The organism is Tolypothrix sp. PCC 7601, from assembly GCF_025677855.1.
In the GTDB taxonomy this organism is placed as follows: domain Bacteria; phylum Cyanobacteriota; class Cyanobacteriia; order Cyanobacteriales; family Nostocaceae; genus Aulosira; species Aulosira diplosiphon.
In genome coordinates this window covers 1-17,921 of the sequence record NZ_CP064881.1, presented here as the reverse complement: position 1 = coordinate 17,921, position 17,921 = coordinate 1, and the positions used below count along the sequence as shown (strand labels likewise).

Below are 17,921 nucleotides of genomic sequence, written 5' to 3'. Positions count from 1 at the left end.
CAGGGTTAGAATCCTTTGGGATGCAAGACCTGGGGAGAATGAGGCTTATCGAAATGCTGTTTCGGAGTATAAACAACTGATGTGCGATGTTGAATAGCTCTTTCCTTAAACATCATGTAACAGGCTTTAGGAGGAACTACCTACCTGAAATGATAGGCTTGAAACCGCTCAATCGAATACGTCTGCTAAAACAGGTGCAACATCATAATTAACTGCCACCATGCAGGAGCAACCACTCTAAAAAAGACTTAGCTCTTGGATAGCAGCCACCAAATTCAACGCCGTTTAGCCAAGGGTGGCTATCGTGTCCGTCGAGTACGACTCCGTAATGACTGTGGTTTCGGTCGCAACACAGAAGATACTCATGCTTGTCTGACCACCATCCAATACTCAGCCAAAAGCCAGTATCCATCGGTGGTTCGTCTTTTTTTGATGCTGTGGCGGGTTGTGTCTTCTAGTCTACGTTTTGGGCATTAGAGTTCGGGTTGAGTTCCGATTGAGTTCCGGAAGTCAACCGGAAATAAAAGCTATTTTTTATGCTAATTCTAGTTTGAAAAACTCCCATTCGTGGATGAAGTTCTTGGGCATGGGGCAATTCAATTTTGGATTTTGCGTACTCCTGCGGAGAAGCAAGCTACCCGTAGCGTGTCGTAAAGCCTGCGGCATCGCTTCTCTACGAGACGCTTCGCGAACGCGTCGGGCGCAGCCTCTCGTAGAGAAGACAAAAGTTGCGTGCGGTGAACCACTTGCGGTGGACGGGTTTCCCGGCATAAGCAAAGTGGTGAATCCGAAGGAGGGTTCCCCCCGCCCTTGCAAACTTTTCTTGGCGTAGCCTCTCCCTTTGAGAGAAGACGGATTTGCAATTTTGGATTAGGTTTAAATCTAAAATTTAAAATCCAAAATCTAAAATCTAAAATCTAAAATCTAAAATTCCTACTCCCCAGTCCCCTTTAACTAACTACTTCTAAGGTAATTGACATTGCAGCCAGTTTCTTAACATCTACACCGCGCACTCCCGCAGGTAACTGCTGTGCTTCAGCGTTTGTCGCACTACGTGTGGCAGTATCTAAATCTTGAAGTAACTTATCTGCTACATCTAAAAACTCATCATTTGCAGCGAATGCACTACGTTTAGTAGTATCTCCTCTTCTAGCAATTTTTTGCAGTGCTTGCAGTGACTCTCGCAATGGTGATGTACTAGCAATAATTAATGCTTCGGTAATTCCTAATGGTTCGCTGATAGTGAGTGTCATCTCATCATCTTCAGGAATAACTCGCTTTTCACCTGGTGCTATGGTGACTGCATCTTCTGAAGCAGAAACAAGTTGGTTATCAGGAAAGATAACTGCCATTTCACCTTCAGCGTCAATTACTAAAATGCTGAGATAAAGAGGTACAGATTCTAGATTTTCAACTTTAAATGCTATTTGCGTATTAATAGGTAATTGTGCAATACCACCATCTTGAATCTTACTAGTATTTGCAGGTTGTTGAGAATTTTCGCGACCACGAACTGTAAAAGATTCACTAACAATTGTTTGGCTATTCGCAATAATCATTGACGCGTTAACTTTGAGGCGCGATGTATTGGTATTGCGTACCATTTTCTTGACAATTCGCGCTGCTAATAATGATTTTAATTTAGATTTTAATCGCTCTACTGCCGCCGGGATAGTTTCATTAGTTTCACCGAAGGATTTAGGAATTATTTGGTCTAATGATGGTAAAAATAAGCCTAAACTGCCTACATTCGGAAGATTTGCTATTTTAAATTTCTGTAATTGCTGATATCTTTCTTTGGTCATGCGACCAAAGATATATTGTACTTCTTTTTGTCTCAAAGGTACGGGTGTAACACGGTTGAGTGCTTTTAAAGCTTGTGTAGTTTGGGCAGTAGTGTTATTGTCAAATGTGTCATCTAGTCCAATATTTAATGTTATATCAGTGGGGATGCCTCGCAAACGTTCTTGTACAAGCATTCCACTTTGTAATTCTGCATTTCCTTTTGTAGATGCGGTTAATCTACCTTTGGCGACTAAACCTTGACGAGATTCTAATCTAATTAGTCCTCGTTCTTTACCGTTGCTATCAACAAGGCTAAAAGCTGCATTATTTTTATTAAATGCATCTAGAGATTGGGGATCTATACCACCTAACCACAATTCTACTTGGTCACCTTTAGTTTGAGTCACAACTGCATCGCCGTAGGATGTTGTAAAAGGACTAAAGTAAAGCTGTGGTTCAGAATTGCCTTTGACGTTAATTTCTAACTCTGGGTATTGAATGCCAAAATTTTGGTATGCCAAACTTGCAGTAGTACGACTCACATCAGCAAAGAGTTTGTTGACAGATTGATTTGCTGACTTTTGCCATAAATAATTAGTTAAAGCATAAGTAAATGCTCCTGCTGAAAAATCACTAAAAGTTGCATCAACAGCAAATTGATCGCGTCTTGCAGAAGCGAGAACAACTCCTTTAGCTATTTGTTTACGCAGTGTTCTATATTCTTTTTCTGACAGATTCAATCGCTTTAACCATTGGCGTTGATATTCCAATTCTGCCTCAATAGCTTTCACATTTGGAACTTCTGAACGAGTACGTACAAGAAAATTGCCCCGTTTTGCACCACCAGAATGACAACAATCTAAAACAGCGGTGACATTATCTGTTTTTAATGCATACATGAGTAAAAACAGAGTATGTCCCATGATGTCTTGGGCTACGCCACCGCTTTGGGGTAATCTAGAATCAACGGGAACCAGTGTACTGTTGTATCCATCTTTTTCGTCCTTGTCTGGGTCAATTACTCGTGAACCATGCCCAGAAAAGTGAAATACTACAATATCCCCTGGTTTAGCTTGGTTGATGAGGTGTTGTTCAAAGGCTGTCAAGATATTTTGGCGTGTAGCTTGTGCGTCGGTGAGTGTAACAATATCTTTTTCGTTAAAACCAAAGCGGTGAGTTAGTAATTCTTTTTGTAACTGCACATCATAAATGCAACCTGCTAGTGGCGGGATACCATTTCTGTATTCATTAATTCCTACTAGTAGCGCCAGTTTGCGGGGTGAATTTTGCGCCAGAACTTTGGCGTATTTATCTCCCTGGTGGATGATATCTAACTGGCTGAAACCAATACTCGCCAATGTGGAACCAGCAAATTGCAGAAATTGACGGCGTTTGATTTGAGACATAGGTTTTAAATTTGAGATTTGAGATTTGCTGGTTATTTATAGTTCTGGGGGTATGGGGGGGTATGCAATACTTGTCGGTTAAGGGCAAAAGGGGCAAGATAAAACCTTTAACCCAAACCCAGTCACCTTTTCCCCAAACCAAATTCCGAGTTAAAAATCCTTAACCGAGAAGTATTGGGGGGGGTATGCAACTTGGCGAATAACTGAGAATTCGGAAGCTGCTATTCTTCCTATAAGTACGTCAGAATGCAACACTGTTGGCTGAAGCTGGAAAAACTGTCTGCGTGATTGGTTGATATTCCAAGCAGCTATGAACGTTCCATTTAAAGTTTCTGTAAACTTGCATACCCCCATACCGCCGAGAACTATATTGATTCGTAGTTCAAAATTCAGTATAAACGCTCATGACAAAGCATAAAAAACTTCTTGGGTTAGCATCTCGCGCTGCGGCTTTATTTTTTGCCCTGCTTTTATTATCCGAGTCAACAGCCGCAAGTTTGGGGAGTCATGGGATAAAAATTGCCCAGCAACCAGCGTCTACGCCGTCAGTTCCCTTGAATGCAGAACAGCAAAAGTTATACCAACAGGGTGTAAAACTAGTTGAAGAAGCACAGGAGTTACAGAAGAAGGGGACTAAAGAAGGATATGAACAGGCGATAAATAAATATCAGCAGGCTTTAAAAATTGTCCAGGAATTAAGACTGCTCCAAGATGAATTTGAGATATTGTTTGTTATTGGCACTGCCTACAATTATATTTCTGATCGTAAAAATGCCTTAATATATTTTAATAAAGCATTAGAAATTTCCCGCGAACTTAAAAATAATATTTTGTTAGCAAAAGTTTTTGTTGCTATTGGTGCTGTTTACACTAACACTGATGAACCAGAAAAAGCACTTAATTATTTCCTACAGGCAAAGTCAATATTTTTGCAAAATCAACAGCTTCATGAACTAGCAACGACTTATAAAGGACTTGCTACTGTTCAGCATAAGTTAGGAAATACAAAAGAGGCTCTAGATTTATTAAACAAGGCACTAAAAATTTATCGAGAGACACTAAAAGATTTATCTGGAGAGGCAGACACGCTTTATAGTATTGGCTTTATATATTCAATAGCAGGTGAAAATATAACAGCTATTAATTATTACAATCAAGCCTTAAAAATTCAACGACAAAGAAGAGATTTAAAAAAACAAGCTATATTAATAAGTGATATTGGTGCTCTCCAAGGTGTATTGGGAAACTTTGAAGATGCTCTGAACTCCTTAAAAGAAGCATTAAAACTGCATCAAGAGGCAGGATCTCAATTATCTGACCAAGCTAGTACTCTAACAGATATTGGTTTTTTATATGCTTCAAGGGGAGATTATAAAACAGCAATTTATTACCATCAGCAAGCTAGAAAGCTTTATCAGCAAGCTGGCAATACATATTTAGAATCAACCATTATTCTTGTGATTGCTAATCTTCACACAACTTTTTCGGGAGATTATCAAAAAGCATTAGAATCTCTAGATGAAGCACTTACTCTTCAGGTGAACGATAAGGATGGAAAAGCTTCTACTTTTGACGCAAAAGCTGATATTTATGCATCGCAAGGTGATTACCAATTAGCATTAAATGAGTATAATAATGCTTTGAAAATTTCAAGTTCAATACCAAATCCTAGAATGGAAGCTCGTACCCTTGGAAAAATTGCACTACTTCAACAATCTTTAGGTGACTATAAGTCAAGTATTGATACTTACAGAAAAGTATTAGAAATATACAAACGTTTACCAGATAAGAATGGACAAATTCGGACTTTATTATTGATCAGCATCGTTTATCAAACACAAGAAAAATACGATGAATCACTTCCATTTTATAACCAGGCGCTATCACTATTAAGCAAAGATGATTATCAGTCTGAAATCAGCATACTTCATGGAATGGCGAAAACACATATATATTTGAAAAATTACCATAAGGCATTGGATTTTGCCAATCATGCATTAGCTCTATCACGCCAAAACACTTTTCAAGAAGAAGTTTCTCTCAATATTCTTAGTAGTTTATATCGAGCAAAAGGTGAATACAAAAAATCATTAGATATCTCTCAAAAAATTTTGGCACATTATCGCAAAGTCGGCTTACGCCTTCGAGAAGCTCGAATATTAGGCGATATGAGCATAACTTATGAACGACAAAACAATTATAAACAGGCGATAAATACACTCAATGAGGAACTAAAACTGCGGCGTGAGTTAAAAGATAAAACAGGCGAAGCAAATGCTTTTTATCTAATCGCCATGAATCAACGCAAACTAGGAAACCCTGAAACTGCACTAACCAACATCGAAGCAGCAATTAAAATCATCGAAAATATCCGCAGCAACGTCAAAAACTCAGATTTGCGTACTTCCTACTTCGCCACAGTCCAAAGTTACTATAAATTCAAAATCGACCTATTGATGGAACTGCACAAACAAGACCCATCAAAAGGATACAATGCCCAAGCACTGGAAACAAGCGATCGCTCTCGCGCTAGAGGATTAGTAGAACTGTTAACCGAAGCCCGCGCCAATATCCGCAAAGGTGCAAACCCCGAACTCTTAGCCGAAGAACGCCGCATACAAGCTTTAATTGATGGTAAGGAGAAAGTCAGGTTTGAAATAGTTAACAGCGATAAAATTAAAAACCCCATTTTTAAAGCCAACGCCGAAAAGTTACAAACAGAAATCGAGCAACTTCTCAGCCAACAAAAGCAACTAGAAACCGAAATTCGTCAAACTAGCTCAAAATACGCTAACCTCAAGTATCCCCAACCCCTGACTTTACCGCAAATTCAGCAACAACTTGATAAAGATACCCTGCTATTACAGTATTCCTTAGGTTCCGAACGCAGTTTTCTGTGGGTGGTTTCTCCCAATTCTCTCGATATTTACGAACTTCCCAAAAAAGCCGAGATAGACAAAAGCGCGATTAATTTATTTTGCCTGATTAGCCGAAATAGTTCTAAACCGCCTTCTGTTACTAATCAAGAAAATCCCTGTAAAAACATCAAAAATCAACGCATTGATGTCGCCGCACAGGAACTCAGTCAACTGATTCTCTCACCTGCGAAAGATAAATTAGCTACAAAACGCTTAGTCATTGTTGCTGATGGTGCTTTGCAATATATTCCCTTTGCAGCGTTAGCTGATGTCAATTCTCAACCGAATTCTACACCACAGGAAGAGAAAGAAAAACCCAAAGATGTTGTCTGTTCTACTGCGGGTGGTATTCGTGTCTGTTCGCCAGCCCAGGCGCAGAGTTTAAATTACCAACCTTTATTAGTTAACCACGAAATTGTTAGTTTACCATCCGCAAGTGCGATCGCAATTCAACGCCAAGAACTCGCCACACGTCCACCCGCACCCAAAGCCTTAGCTATCCTCGCAGACCCAGTATACAACGCTACTGATACGCGAGTTACGAACGCCCAAAATAAACAACTCCAAAAGCAAGATTACCTCAACATAGAGCTAGAACAGTCTGCCCTCAAGCGTTCTGCTGATATTCTCAATCGCCAAGGTTGGACGCGACTTTCAGGTACACGCACAGAAGCCCAGACAATTTTTAACCTAGTACCTAAATCTCAAGGCGTGCAACTCTTAGATTTTGCCGCAAATTACACCCAAGCTACTAGCAGTAATCTCAATCAATTCCGAATTTTACATTTTGCTACCCACGGTTTTGTGAATGATGCTAACCCAGAGTTATCAGGTCTTGTGCTGTCTCTGGTAAACGAACAAGGTAAAGACATCCGGGGATATCTGCGGTTAGCAGACTTGTTTAACCTCGATTATCCAGCCGATTTAATTGTTCTCAGCGCTTGCGAAACCGGATTAGGTAAAGAGATTCAAGGTGAAGGCTTGGTAGGCTTGACAAGAGGATTAATGTATGCAGGTGCTGAAAGATTAGTTGTGTCCTTATGGCAAGTTGATGACAAAGGCACATCTGAGTTTATGCAAGAATTTTACCAGCAAATGTGGCAGCACAACAAATCGCCAAATCAAGCATTACGGGCAGCGCAGTTAAAAATGTGGCAACAAGAGAAATGGCGTAATCCCAATTACTGGGCGGCTTTCACCTTCTTGGGTGAATGGAGATAATTGGTAATTGGACGAAACCCAACACCTCAAAACTTGTGGATGTTGGGTTTCACGTTCTCAAACTGCGATCGCTTTCTCATTTCCCAGATTCAGTAAGCAAAATCCATGACAAATTACGAGGCATAGGGTATTCTGACTCCTTCTCATTCTGCTTCCCCAATCAGCGTAAATGCAGACCACTGCAAAGGATTGCTGTATTTATCTTTTGCTGCCAACATTGCTTTTCGTAACGCTGTAGCTTTGTCAAGCCCTTGTTGCAGATTTTGATAAAATTCTGTCATTAAAAATGCCGTAGAGCTATCATCTACAGCCCACAGAGAAACCATAACGCTGGAGACACCGGCGCTAATCAAAGAACGCGATAAACCAATCACACCATCCCCAGTGATCCGGCCTCTGCCAGTATCGCAAGCACTTAAAACCACTAAATCTGCGTTTAGTTTCAAGTTTAAAATTTCTTCCGCAGTCAGCAAACCGTCATCTTTACCGGCAGGAGTTAACGCGATCGCACTTCCCAATCCCCGATCATCATCAAGTAAGCCATGTGTCGCTAAATGAATGAATCGCGCTGACGGCATTTTTTGGGCGATCGCAATTTCTGTGGCTTGACTACCTATGATCGGTTTGGTTTTCAGAAGGGGTGCGATCGCCTGAGCTTCTCGTTCTGCACCCAGCAAAGGCGGTAACTGTATTGGTTTTTCGCCTGCTTTTAAAGCTACACTCGGCATTGTCGGATTACCTACCACCAAAGCTTCACTTCTTCCTATTTTCGCTGACCCATTTTTCAACTTTTGCTGACGTGTTAAACTCAATACCTGAATTGATGGCGCAGTCAGGATAGTGTGCTTTTCAATTAAATATTTATTGTCTGCATCTTGCAGCGCTGGGAAAGGTACTAGAAACAGAGAACCTTGAGGGATAAAGATTACGTGATCGTTAGGATTTTTAGGGAGACTGTCTGCGATCGGTTTAATTAACACCTCATGCAGTTGCTTTAAGCGTTTATTTTGGTTAGTTTTATCTCCACCATTACCAGCAACGACGATACCACCAGCCCGTCCTCTAATATCTACCACACCAATAGAAGTACGAACATCCTCAACTAATTGGGATAGATTTGTATTTGACTTTTGCCACAAAGGTTTAAGGTCACTGCGATGAAATGAAACTTTACCCGTAGGTTTAATCACCCAAATATATAATTCTGATTCTTTGGTTTCTGATTTACCTGCAATTTTGAATTCATCACCAACAATTGAATATTGGACAAGGGTAGCATTTTGTGATTTGGCAATTTGTTTAATCTCAGCAATATTTGGTGTAGTAAGGAATTGTTGTTTGGGATCAGCATATAACCGCGAAGTAAGTAACTCTACAAATGCACGTCCCCGTCCGCTTTCAGCTATTTCTAAAGCTGCATCAGTTTTATTCTGAGCAATGAGAACTTGTTGTAAAGTGCGATAGGTGTTACTTTGCGTTTCAAAAATCGAGACTTTCTCACCATCCTTTAAATCTCGACCTCGAAGAGATTCTTTAACTTTTAAGCTTTCTCTTAGTGTACTTTCAGCTAAAGTGAGATTGCCTTGTTTGTAGAAAGCAAATCCTAGATTATTTAGTGCAAGACTCTCACTGTGACGGTCTTGAATTTGGCGTGCGATCACCAACCATTGTTGTAAGTACTCAATGGCTTGTTTGTAGTCTCCCAAGTAACCGTAAGCAACACCGAGATTTCCTAGTGATAGACCCTCACCTTGACGATCTTGAATTTCTCGTGCAATCGCCAACCATTGTTGTATATACTCAATGGCTTGTTTGTAGTCTCCCAAGTAACCGTAAGCAAGACCAAGATTTCCCAGCGATTCACTCTCGCTTTGACGGTCTTGAATTTGACGTGCAATTGCCAAGAATTGTTGTATGTACTCAATGGCTTTTTTGTAATCTCCCAAAGAAAGGTAGGCAAGACCAAGATTTCCCAGTACCTTAGCCTCACCTTGACGAGCTTGAATTTGGCGTGCGATCACCAAGCTTTGTTGTAGGTACTCAATAGCTTTAGGGTAGTCCCCTAAATAAACGTAGGCAAGACCGAGATTCGAGAGTGCTCCACCCTCACTTTGACGGTCTTGAATTTGGCGTGCGATCGCCAAGCTTTGTTGTAGGTACTCAATGGCTTTTTTGTAATCTCCCAAGGAAAGGTAGGCAAGACCGAGATTTCCCAGTACCTTAGCCTCACTATTACGATCTTGAATTGAGCGTGCGATCGCCAAGCCTTGTTGTAGGTACTCAATAGCTTTAGGGTAGTCTCCTAAATAAACGTAGGCAAGACCTAGATTCGAGAGTGCTACACCCTCACTTTGACGGTCTTTGATTTCTCTTGCGATCGCCAATAGTTGTTGTAGATACTCAATAGCTTTGGGGTATTTTCCCAAAGAAAGGTAGGCAAGACCGAGATTTCCTAGTGACTTACCCTCACCTTCACGGTCTTTAATTTCCTGTGCTATGGACAAGCTTTGTTGTAGGTACTCAATAGCTTTAGGGTAGTCTCCTAAATAAACGTAGGCAAGACCGAGATTCAAGAGTGCTGCACCTTCACTTTGACGGTCTTTGATTTCCCGTGCGATCGCTAATACTTGTTGTTGGTATTCAATAGCTTTGGGGTAGTCTCCCAAAGAAAGGTAGGCAAGACCGAGATTCAAGAGTGCTTTACCCTCACTTTGACGGTTTTTAATTTCGCGGTAAATAGAAAGTGCTTGCTGCCAAGACTGCAATGCTGCTGTAAACTGACTCGTTTGAAACTGCTTAATACCTTGCTGCAACAATCGGTCTGCTTCCGCTTTTCGTGCATCTGCTGTTTGCGCCAAAACCCGCGATGCTGTTGCGATCGGCAAATTGAAAACAGAAGAAGTCGAAACCACAGCCAACAAACAAACAAAAATGCCTAACCCAATCTTATAAGAACGCATTGTTATTACCCTACACAATTAAGGCAAACCCACCAGTGTAAACATTGCCCAATCTTGAGGATTAGGATGTTGTTTCATCGTCACCAACATCGCTTGACGCAACGCCGCCGCTTTATCAGGATTTTTACTTAAAATACTATGAAACTCAGTCATTAATGTCGCCGTTGGTTCATCAGGAATATTGCCCAGCGTCGCAATCACACTATTAGCACCCGCCACAAAAAACGCCCGCGATAACCCAATGACACCATCACCTGTGATTTTTCCTAAAGCCGAATCACAACTACTCAAAACCACCAAGTCGGCTTTTAACTTCAGCTTGCTAACTTCACTACCTGTTAACCAACCATCATCTTGACTAGAAGGTGCAAACGCCAGTAAACCAGGAATTTCTAGAGATTTACCCAAAAATCCCGTTGTTGCCAAATGAATAATCCTAGCGCTGGACATTCCCTTAACAACAGCAGTTTCAGTTGCCGCATCCCCTATCAAAGCCTGGGTATTATAGATACTGGCAATATTTTTGGCTTCCTTTTCTGCACCAGGCAATGGCGATAACTTGCTAAATTGCTCACCAGGATTCATGGGTTTAGTTGGCATGGTAGGATTACCAACAATCAGCACATCTTGAGTAGCAGTTGTATTTGCAGTACGTCGTTTTGCCAGTAAATCCAAAACTTGAATTGACGGTGCGTTAGAAATAGTATGTTTCTCAATTAAATATTTATTATTTTCATCTTGTAGCGCTGCAAAAGGCACAAGAAATAATTTATCTTGAGGAATAAAAATTACTCTAGAATCTGGGTTAGTTGGTAATAAATCAGCAATAGGCTGAATCAGTAATTGATGTAATTGTTTCCAGGTTAATGCAGAAGGATTTTTAGGGGTCTTGGATGTTATGATTCCGCCTTTATCTCGCTCAGTTATACTGCCATTACTAGCTTGAATTTGCTGAATCAAATTTGCCAGATTAGTCTGATTTTTCTTTTGCCAAGCTTGTACATCAACCCGGCGAAAAGCAATTTCACCAGTAGGCGAAATTACCCAAACTACCAATTCTGATGCTTGAGTTTGTCTTTTACCATTAACATCAGAATTTTCGCTTAAACTTAAAACTGTATATTGCACAATTGTAGCGTTTTGATTTTTAGCAACTTGCTTAATTTCCTCAACCTTTGGCGGAGCGACATTTTTTGTTGGTAAACTCTGCACTAATAAATCAACTAAACCCCGATTTCTACTGCGTTCTTCAACTTCTAACGCTGCTGTGGATTGATTTTGAACAATGAGCGACTTCAGCAGTTGTTGAGAAACTGGTGTTTGCTTTTCTAATGACGATTTTTCTAATGCTAGAGTCAAACTTAAAGGCAAAGTTAGGCAAGTAGTAAAGCTAATAAATGCCAGAGCTAATTTTAATTGCATATCTCCTATTTCTCACTAATTTTATGTAAGTTTTATCGATGATTTTAAAACTATTTTTTGTAAGCCAAACCAATCTAATTTACATCCATAAAGCCTATAAATATTGTGGGATTGGCATCTTGCCTGCCCAAATAATGTAAATTAAATATAGAATAGCCTATTATTACAAATAGTAATAAAGCCCCATAACTCATTAATGGTGTGTTGTCTGGTAGCGCAACACACCAGAAATTAAACTAATTTGTAATTCGTAATTATACCCCAATAAGTAAATTACGAATCAGAATTCAGGAGTCAGAAGAGTTAAATAATGAGGAGAAACATTTGATAAATAAATTTACCAATCTACTAGATTACCTCTAAATTCTGAGTTTTGACTTCTGACTTCTAGATGCTGAATTCTTACAATTACGGATTACGAATTACAAATTAATTACGCATTCCGTATCCGTTCTAAAGCATCAAGAGACTTTTGAGCAAGTTCTTTTTCTCCAGCTTTTTGGAAAACGTTTGCTGCTGTTTGCAAATCGGAAATTGCTAGTTGCTTACTTCCTAAAGCATAATTAGACATACCCCGGAATAAATACGCATAACCAATATTAGAATCCAGATTAAGAGTTTGGTCAAAATCAGATTTAGCTTCCTGGTATTGCTTTAAACTGAAGTAAGCAAACCCTCTACCAAGATAAGCGTATGGGTGATTAGGTGCTGTCTGAATTGCTTGGTTAAATGCTTGAATAGCTCCTCGATAATCATCCTTTTCTAACAATGCAAATCCTTGCTCTAGATAAGATTTTGGGTTATTATTCTCATCTCTAGCTTGCGTAAAATTAGATTCAACTTGCAACTTTTCTGCTTGTGGTTTTAACTCTATGCTGGGTAAGTTTTGAGCATTAGCCTTGGGAGTACAAACCATTAAACCGAATAAAATCATTCCTGAAGCTAAAACTTTGAATCCTTTCATTTTTAATTCTCCAATTAAATACATGACAAACAGTGTTGAATATGGATGAGAAATTCTTATTTCTCATAAAATGGTTGTAGATACACCTTGATATCGACTTTGTTACCTATGCATTACCCTTAGCTTTGGTTGACTATATATAGTTCTCAGCCCAGTAGGGGGTATGCAGTTTTGAAAATTGAAATTGTTTCACTTTTCTGTTTATCTATATCTCTGGCGGCTGAGGGGGTATGCAAAAATTCATCCCAATTCAAAATCTAAAATCTAAAATCTAAAATGGTATAACAAAGCCCACTTACCCCTTCAGGAAAGCTAGAGGTTAAAGGTGGGCTGGGTATCAACTTTCAGATGGCGGACGGAGTGTGGGGTGCGTGACTACTTATCCTCACATAACTGCTTTAACAAATCTTTTGTCTGGGAAGGTAACTCTTTGGCAAGATTAGGAACCGAATACACTTGCTGCAATACATCAGACCATAACTCATGTTTAGCAAAAAAATCTGCTTTTTCTAGAGCAATTGTTTTCTCATCTGCACCTTGGGTTTGCAATCGCTGTTCCAAAGCCTTCAGTTCATCAGTTATTTGCTGACGTTCTTGTGTACCCATCACTTGAAACTTTGCAACTATAGTGGGATTTTCACCAAGAAATCCTTTCCAATCATAGCTGCTCCCTGGTTGTAGTGCTTGTTCTCCTTGATAAACTGCCAATGTTTCTGGATTAGTAACTTTTTGATGCCAAAAATTTTTCTGATTGCGTGCTTTTGACACAGCAATTTCCTTTAAATTACCCTGCCATATAAACATGGGGTTAGTACTATAAATTTTTCCATTAGGAGTAATCAGACATAAACCTTCTTGGGGACGCGAAATTGGACGCTGTTTTTTCTTGCCTATTAACCAGTCAAAAATACCTGTCCAAGATACTACCTGTGATTTGGTTTGCCCGATGGTTATCTCTGGACTAATTAACAACGCAGCTACAACAGAACTTGATAATAAACCTGCCAAAATTAACAAGCGAATTCCAAGTATTTTATTAAGCATTTTTCTTCCTCAATCCTGATAATATATACATCCAGAAAGTAGCAGATGGTAAAAATAAAGGTACTAAAAGGCTGAGAGTTATGTAGATTTGCATTGATATCAATGCATAAATTAGATTACCACCAATAAGTAAAGCAATAAATAAATGACTACTGCGTTTACTCTGCTGATTTTGCAACAGAAATAATTTTGTTCCTTTGCCTAACAATATTGCCATACCAATTATCCACAAATCAGGAATGGGGATAATCAGGTGTTGTTTAATCAAGTTCTGAATCATGTAAGCGTTAATTTCTACCCCTGCCATCTCTTGCAACAAGCCAGTTGTGGGATTTTGTATTCGCCAATAAGCTACCCCCAGTGGTAGGGGAAAAATATCGCTATGATCATCTGATAATCCCGAATCTTTATATCCAGCCGCACCAATTAATACAACTTGCTGTTGGAAATTTTCTGGCTTGAGAGTTGTATTGTTCTTTAAATAATTACCTGCATTAATTACCTGATAAACTTGATTAGGTGGTAGGGAATAGTCAATAATTGGATATAACCAAGCTTGTCCAAAATATTCAGAAAATCTACTAACTGTTGACAAACGTAATTTGCGTATTTTTTGACTCAAAGATAAATTTTTGGGAGTCTCATTCAGATATTTAATTAAATCTGTACGTAAATCAGGATTTCGCCAAGATTGTGGTTGTGGCAGATTTGCAGGTAATTTTTCTTGATTTATCCCAGATACTAAGGTTATTAAATAGGTAAATGGACAACTTTGTATACAATCTTGATTTGTATTTACTAATGATAGATGTCCTTGATGGTGATCGACATAACCTTGCAGAGTTTGATTAAGATTAGCAACGCTTTTATTTACACCCTGTTCTTGATTATCATCATTCAACATTGAGCCAAAGATAAACCATGTACCATTTTGGTTAATAGAATTGACTACAGATTTAGCTAGAATCTTATCTTCATCTGTGATTCTGTCAAACAGATAGTCTATAGCAATAACCTTGGCATTATCTTTAGTTAGTTTATCAATTAATCGCGCAAAATAACTCCGGTCAAGAGGATTAAATTTATTAGCTTTAGTATTAACTTCATTCAATGATTTTTCATCAATATGAATCAGCAAAACTGGTGGTGTATTGCCTTTTGGTACTTGTTGAGTCACATCTCTATACACTGCTTGCATACCAATTTGTAGGTCGATTACAGCTTGCCGTACAGGAGTAATCAGACTTAAAATAACTATTGTTCCTAATGCCACAGTTTCACGGCTTGTCGGTAGCCATTGCTGAATTTTATGCTTAATACCATTTGGTTGTAAACGGAATAATTCGGCGTTGGGATGACGAAATAAAGAAGGAATTAGGTAAGCACTAGGATAGGTAAGATTTTTTTCAACTTTGAGATAATCACTTGCGGTTAATAATGCTTCGTGAACATCTTGATATTCTTTCAACGCATTTAAAAATTGCACAAAAAATTCCCCAGCTACGCGATTATGTATTTTTTCGCGCATAATTGCAACTTGACTTAAGCCTAAATCTATTAATTTATTCGCAATACTTAAACCATCGCAGGAATTAAATATAGCGAATTTTAAACCATTATTAATAGCAGTTGTCAATGGCTTTTCAATTTCACTTAAAGATATGCTGACATTAGGCGCAATTGATATTTGACCTCCAGTAAAAGTAGTTTCATTACTATGTCCCGCAAAAAATAGCATATCCCAGCTTTGAGCAGTCAGAGTGGTAATTATTTCATCTTTCCAATTATTAATATCTTTCTGTTTGTCCCAACGAATTGATTTAACTTTAACATTGGCGACTTTTTCGAGTGATGATATAGCACGAGATTCGTCTGCGAAACTTAACCCAGTATCATCACCAAAAATAGCTAAAATTTTAGCTTTTCTAGAAATTTTGGGAAAGGAGTTGGTTACTTCTTGCCTAACATTCAGTGGTTGACGTACAATCCGTAGTTTGCCAGATGTTAATTCTGTGCTGATTTCCCATGCTTCCCAAGGTAAATATTCTAATTCCGGAGAGTTACAACTAATAAAAATATTAATATTGCTGGCAGCATTAGCCTTTAATTCATTGTTGTAATTCTCTACGGCTTGCTTACTAATTTTTGTCCGAATCTCATATAATTTTTCACTACGCAACCATTGATGAAACTCATATAAAAGTTTAGCTTCTGCTTGTACTAATTGAGCCTGCCAATCAACAGGAGGTGGCATAACCATCCCCTTATTTATGACTTTACCTCGCAATTGGTTACTGTAAAAATTAATATAAATTTTCTGCCATTGTTCATGGTCAGCGATAATATTTTCTGGATAACTAATTTCAGATGTAATGTGCTGACCTTGACCCCAGGATAGTTCAAATAAACAGGTTTTCTCAACTTTTTGAATTTTTAAATAAAAATTAGTCACGTCGCTTTGCTCCGAATTTAAAATACCCTGCCTTAAGGCTTACGCCTACAAAATTCAAATCATCGCTATAACTAAGTGAAGGGGTTGTATCCTTTTCGTTTAAACATAGTCTGTGGCGCATTGCTTCATCCTTCAGCATCTGTGTAAATACTCTTAGTTCTCAGCGATGAGGGGGTATGCAGTTTTGGCGGCTAAAGATATTGTCGAGTATTTACCTGAGTAAAAATGCTGAAGATTTCGTGAATTTATGGAGAAAATCCTCAAAGTGCTGGAAAATAGTGTTAAACAGTTATACTCAAAGCACAGCAGCAATTAGGCATATCTATATCAGCCTCAATCTTGCAGTGCCGTGCTATTTGAGTGTATTGTTGCTGAAGTGCGATCGCGCAAAGCTATTGTTGTAGGGGTGGGTTTAACCGACATATCTGTTAGAAGCGTGAATATTTCACAAAATCCGCCCATACAGACAGTGAACCGTCAGCCGTCAACAACTTGAATGTTCCCAGTTTCCTGTTTACCTTGTTATATCAAAGCCAAACGGTGGTAGTGTAACCTCTACATCATCACCTAAACTGGTAGTCACAATAAACTTCTCATCCCAATTGCCAACTAAACAAGTATATAAATACCAATTGCGCTGTTGTGGATTCACACTCTGTTCTAGCAAAACCCCAGTTTTATCGCTGACTCGAAACTTGAAATTTTCTGGTAAGGTATTTGGGGAAGGCGCACCTAAAATTAACAGCAAATTCCAGGAATTGGGTTCAGTTAATGTCGATGAATTCCACCCAATTGCATACAATCTTAGAGGAATTCCGGCTAGGAGAAAACTCTGATATCCACTCCTAGCCGCTAAAGGGATTTCTAGACCTTGTGTTTGCAATTGTGATGTTATCGCCTCTAATTCCTCGGCTGGACTGCGGATTTCTCTTAAAGGTGAAAATCTTGGTAATAGCGTCCAAGCTAGTGATTCCCCAATTTCGTCTAATTCATCCCATAACCAGCGTCCTACATTAATAGCTGGTTGTGTAATTAATTTAATTAAATCTCTTGTGGATGCTTGCAATAAAGTTGTATGGGCGGTGGTGGTTTGTGTCTGGTATTCTTCTATATTTAGACTACTAGTTTGTAGTTGGTATATCCAATCAAGTAATTCAGGAGAAGTTAAAACTACACATCCCTGTTGCCAATTTAAGATTTCCCAAAGTTCTATTTCTGGGTCTTGTAATTGCCACAGTAATGTTGATAATTCACTTTCTTGCGCTGCTAATGTTTGCTGGCGATTATTTGGTATGGCTGGTAAGCTAATCGCCTCTGGTTGTAAAGTTCGTAAATACAGTAACAAGCGGTTTGGGTCGTTGTCAAACCAAGTTAAAGGTATTTCATAATTCCAATCTGCTTGAGGAGATACTGTCTGTACATTATTAATATTTTCTATTAATTGTGGATAGGAGATAAATCCCCTAACAACGCCAAATTCTTGTGATTCTAAAACTTCTACAAATACATAAAAGTGGGGAACGAATTCGGGGATATCTACGACTAATCTAGATAAAGGTATTTGTTCATCCCAGGAATTACCTATGGTAATTAGACAAACTTTAAAATTACCAACTTGTAAATTGGCAACAGTAGGAATGACATTAGCTAAAGCTGGTTTGGTAATTGTACAATCTTGCCAATTAACAATCAGGTTATCATCACGCTCTTGTAGCCATTTTTTAAAGACAAATAACGCTAAAGCATTTA

General features: G+C 38.9%; 11 protein-coding genes. 3 read left to right on the top strand and 8 right to left on the bottom strand.

Features of this window, described 5'->3' with window-relative positions:
- Positions 1-255: 255 nt before the first annotated feature.
- Positions 256-477 carry a hypothetical protein gene (locus tag HG267_RS37580; protein WP_155539589.1) on the top strand — a complete coding sequence of 74 codons (222 nt, stop codon included), beginning with the start codon at positions 256-258 and terminating at the stop codon, positions 475-477.
- A gap of 57 nt (positions 478-534) precedes the next feature.
- Here the strand turns inward: HG267_RS37580 and HG267_RS37575 are convergent, their stop codons facing one another.
- Entirely contained in the window at positions 535-771 is a 237-nt protein-coding gene (locus HG267_RS37575) for a hypothetical protein (RefSeq protein WP_168161035.1), read from the bottom strand.
- Between the two features lie 179 nt (positions 772-950).
- Entirely contained in the window at positions 951-3,191 is a 2,241-nt protein-coding gene (locus HG267_RS37570; protein WP_045873633.1) for a caspase family protein, read from the bottom strand.
- Between the two features lie 404 nt (positions 3,192-3,595).
- On the opposite strand from HG267_RS37570, the gene HG267_RS37565 reads away from it, so the two are divergent.
- Positions 3,596-7,330: a CHAT domain-containing tetratricopeptide repeat protein gene (locus HG267_RS37565; protein ID WP_045873632.1), complete on the top strand. Its 3,735-nt coding sequence runs from the start codon at positions 3,596-3,598 to the stop codon at positions 7,328-7,330.
- Between the two features lie 143 nt (positions 7,331-7,473).
- Here the strand turns inward: HG267_RS37565 and HG267_RS37560 are convergent, their stop codons facing one another.
- The 5 genes from HG267_RS37560 to HG267_RS37540 form a co-directional block, all read right to left on the bottom strand.
- A complete protein-coding gene (locus HG267_RS37560; protein WP_045873631.1) occupies positions 7,474-10,290 on the bottom strand; it encodes a CHAT domain-containing tetratricopeptide repeat protein in 2,817 nt (938 codons plus the stop codon).
- Positions 10,291-10,308: 18 nt separating this feature from the next.
- Positions 10,309-11,712 (bottom strand): CHAT domain-containing protein, encoded by a 1,404-nt coding sequence (locus HG267_RS37555; RefSeq protein WP_052335385.1) that lies wholly within the window; start codon positions 11,710-11,712, stop codon positions 10,309-10,311.
- 433 nt (positions 11,713-12,145) lie between these two features.
- Entirely contained in the window at positions 12,146-12,676 is a 531-nt protein-coding gene (locus HG267_RS37550; RefSeq protein WP_045873682.1) for a tetratricopeptide repeat protein, read from the bottom strand.
- Between the two features lie 375 nt (positions 12,677-13,051).
- Entirely contained in the window at positions 13,052-13,720 is a 669-nt protein-coding gene (locus HG267_RS37545) for a hypothetical protein (protein ID WP_052335383.1), read from the bottom strand.
- The gene (locus HG267_RS37540) at positions 13,713-16,172 is read right to left on the bottom strand and encodes a CHASE2 domain-containing protein (RefSeq protein ID WP_045873630.1); all 2,460 of its coding nucleotides are present in this window, start codon (positions 16,170-16,172) and stop codon (positions 13,713-13,715) included. Before HG267_RS37540 ends, HG267_RS37545 begins: the two co-directional genes overlap by 8 nt.
- A gap of 349 nt (positions 16,173-16,521) precedes the next feature.
- Between HG267_RS37540 and HG267_RS37535 the strand changes: the two genes are divergently transcribed.
- A complete protein-coding gene (locus HG267_RS37535; RefSeq protein WP_155539587.1) occupies positions 16,522-16,668 on the top strand; it encodes a hypothetical protein in 147 nt (48 codons plus the stop codon).
- 18 nt (positions 16,669-16,686) lie between these two features.
- On the opposite strand, the gene HG267_RS37530 is transcribed toward HG267_RS37535, so the two are convergent.
- On the bottom strand, positions 16,687-17,862 hold the full coding sequence (locus HG267_RS37530; RefSeq protein WP_317891630.1) for a DUF1822 family protein: 1,176 nt from the start codon (positions 17,860-17,862) through the stop codon (positions 16,687-16,689).
- Between the last annotated feature and the right edge of the window lie 59 nt (positions 17,863-17,921).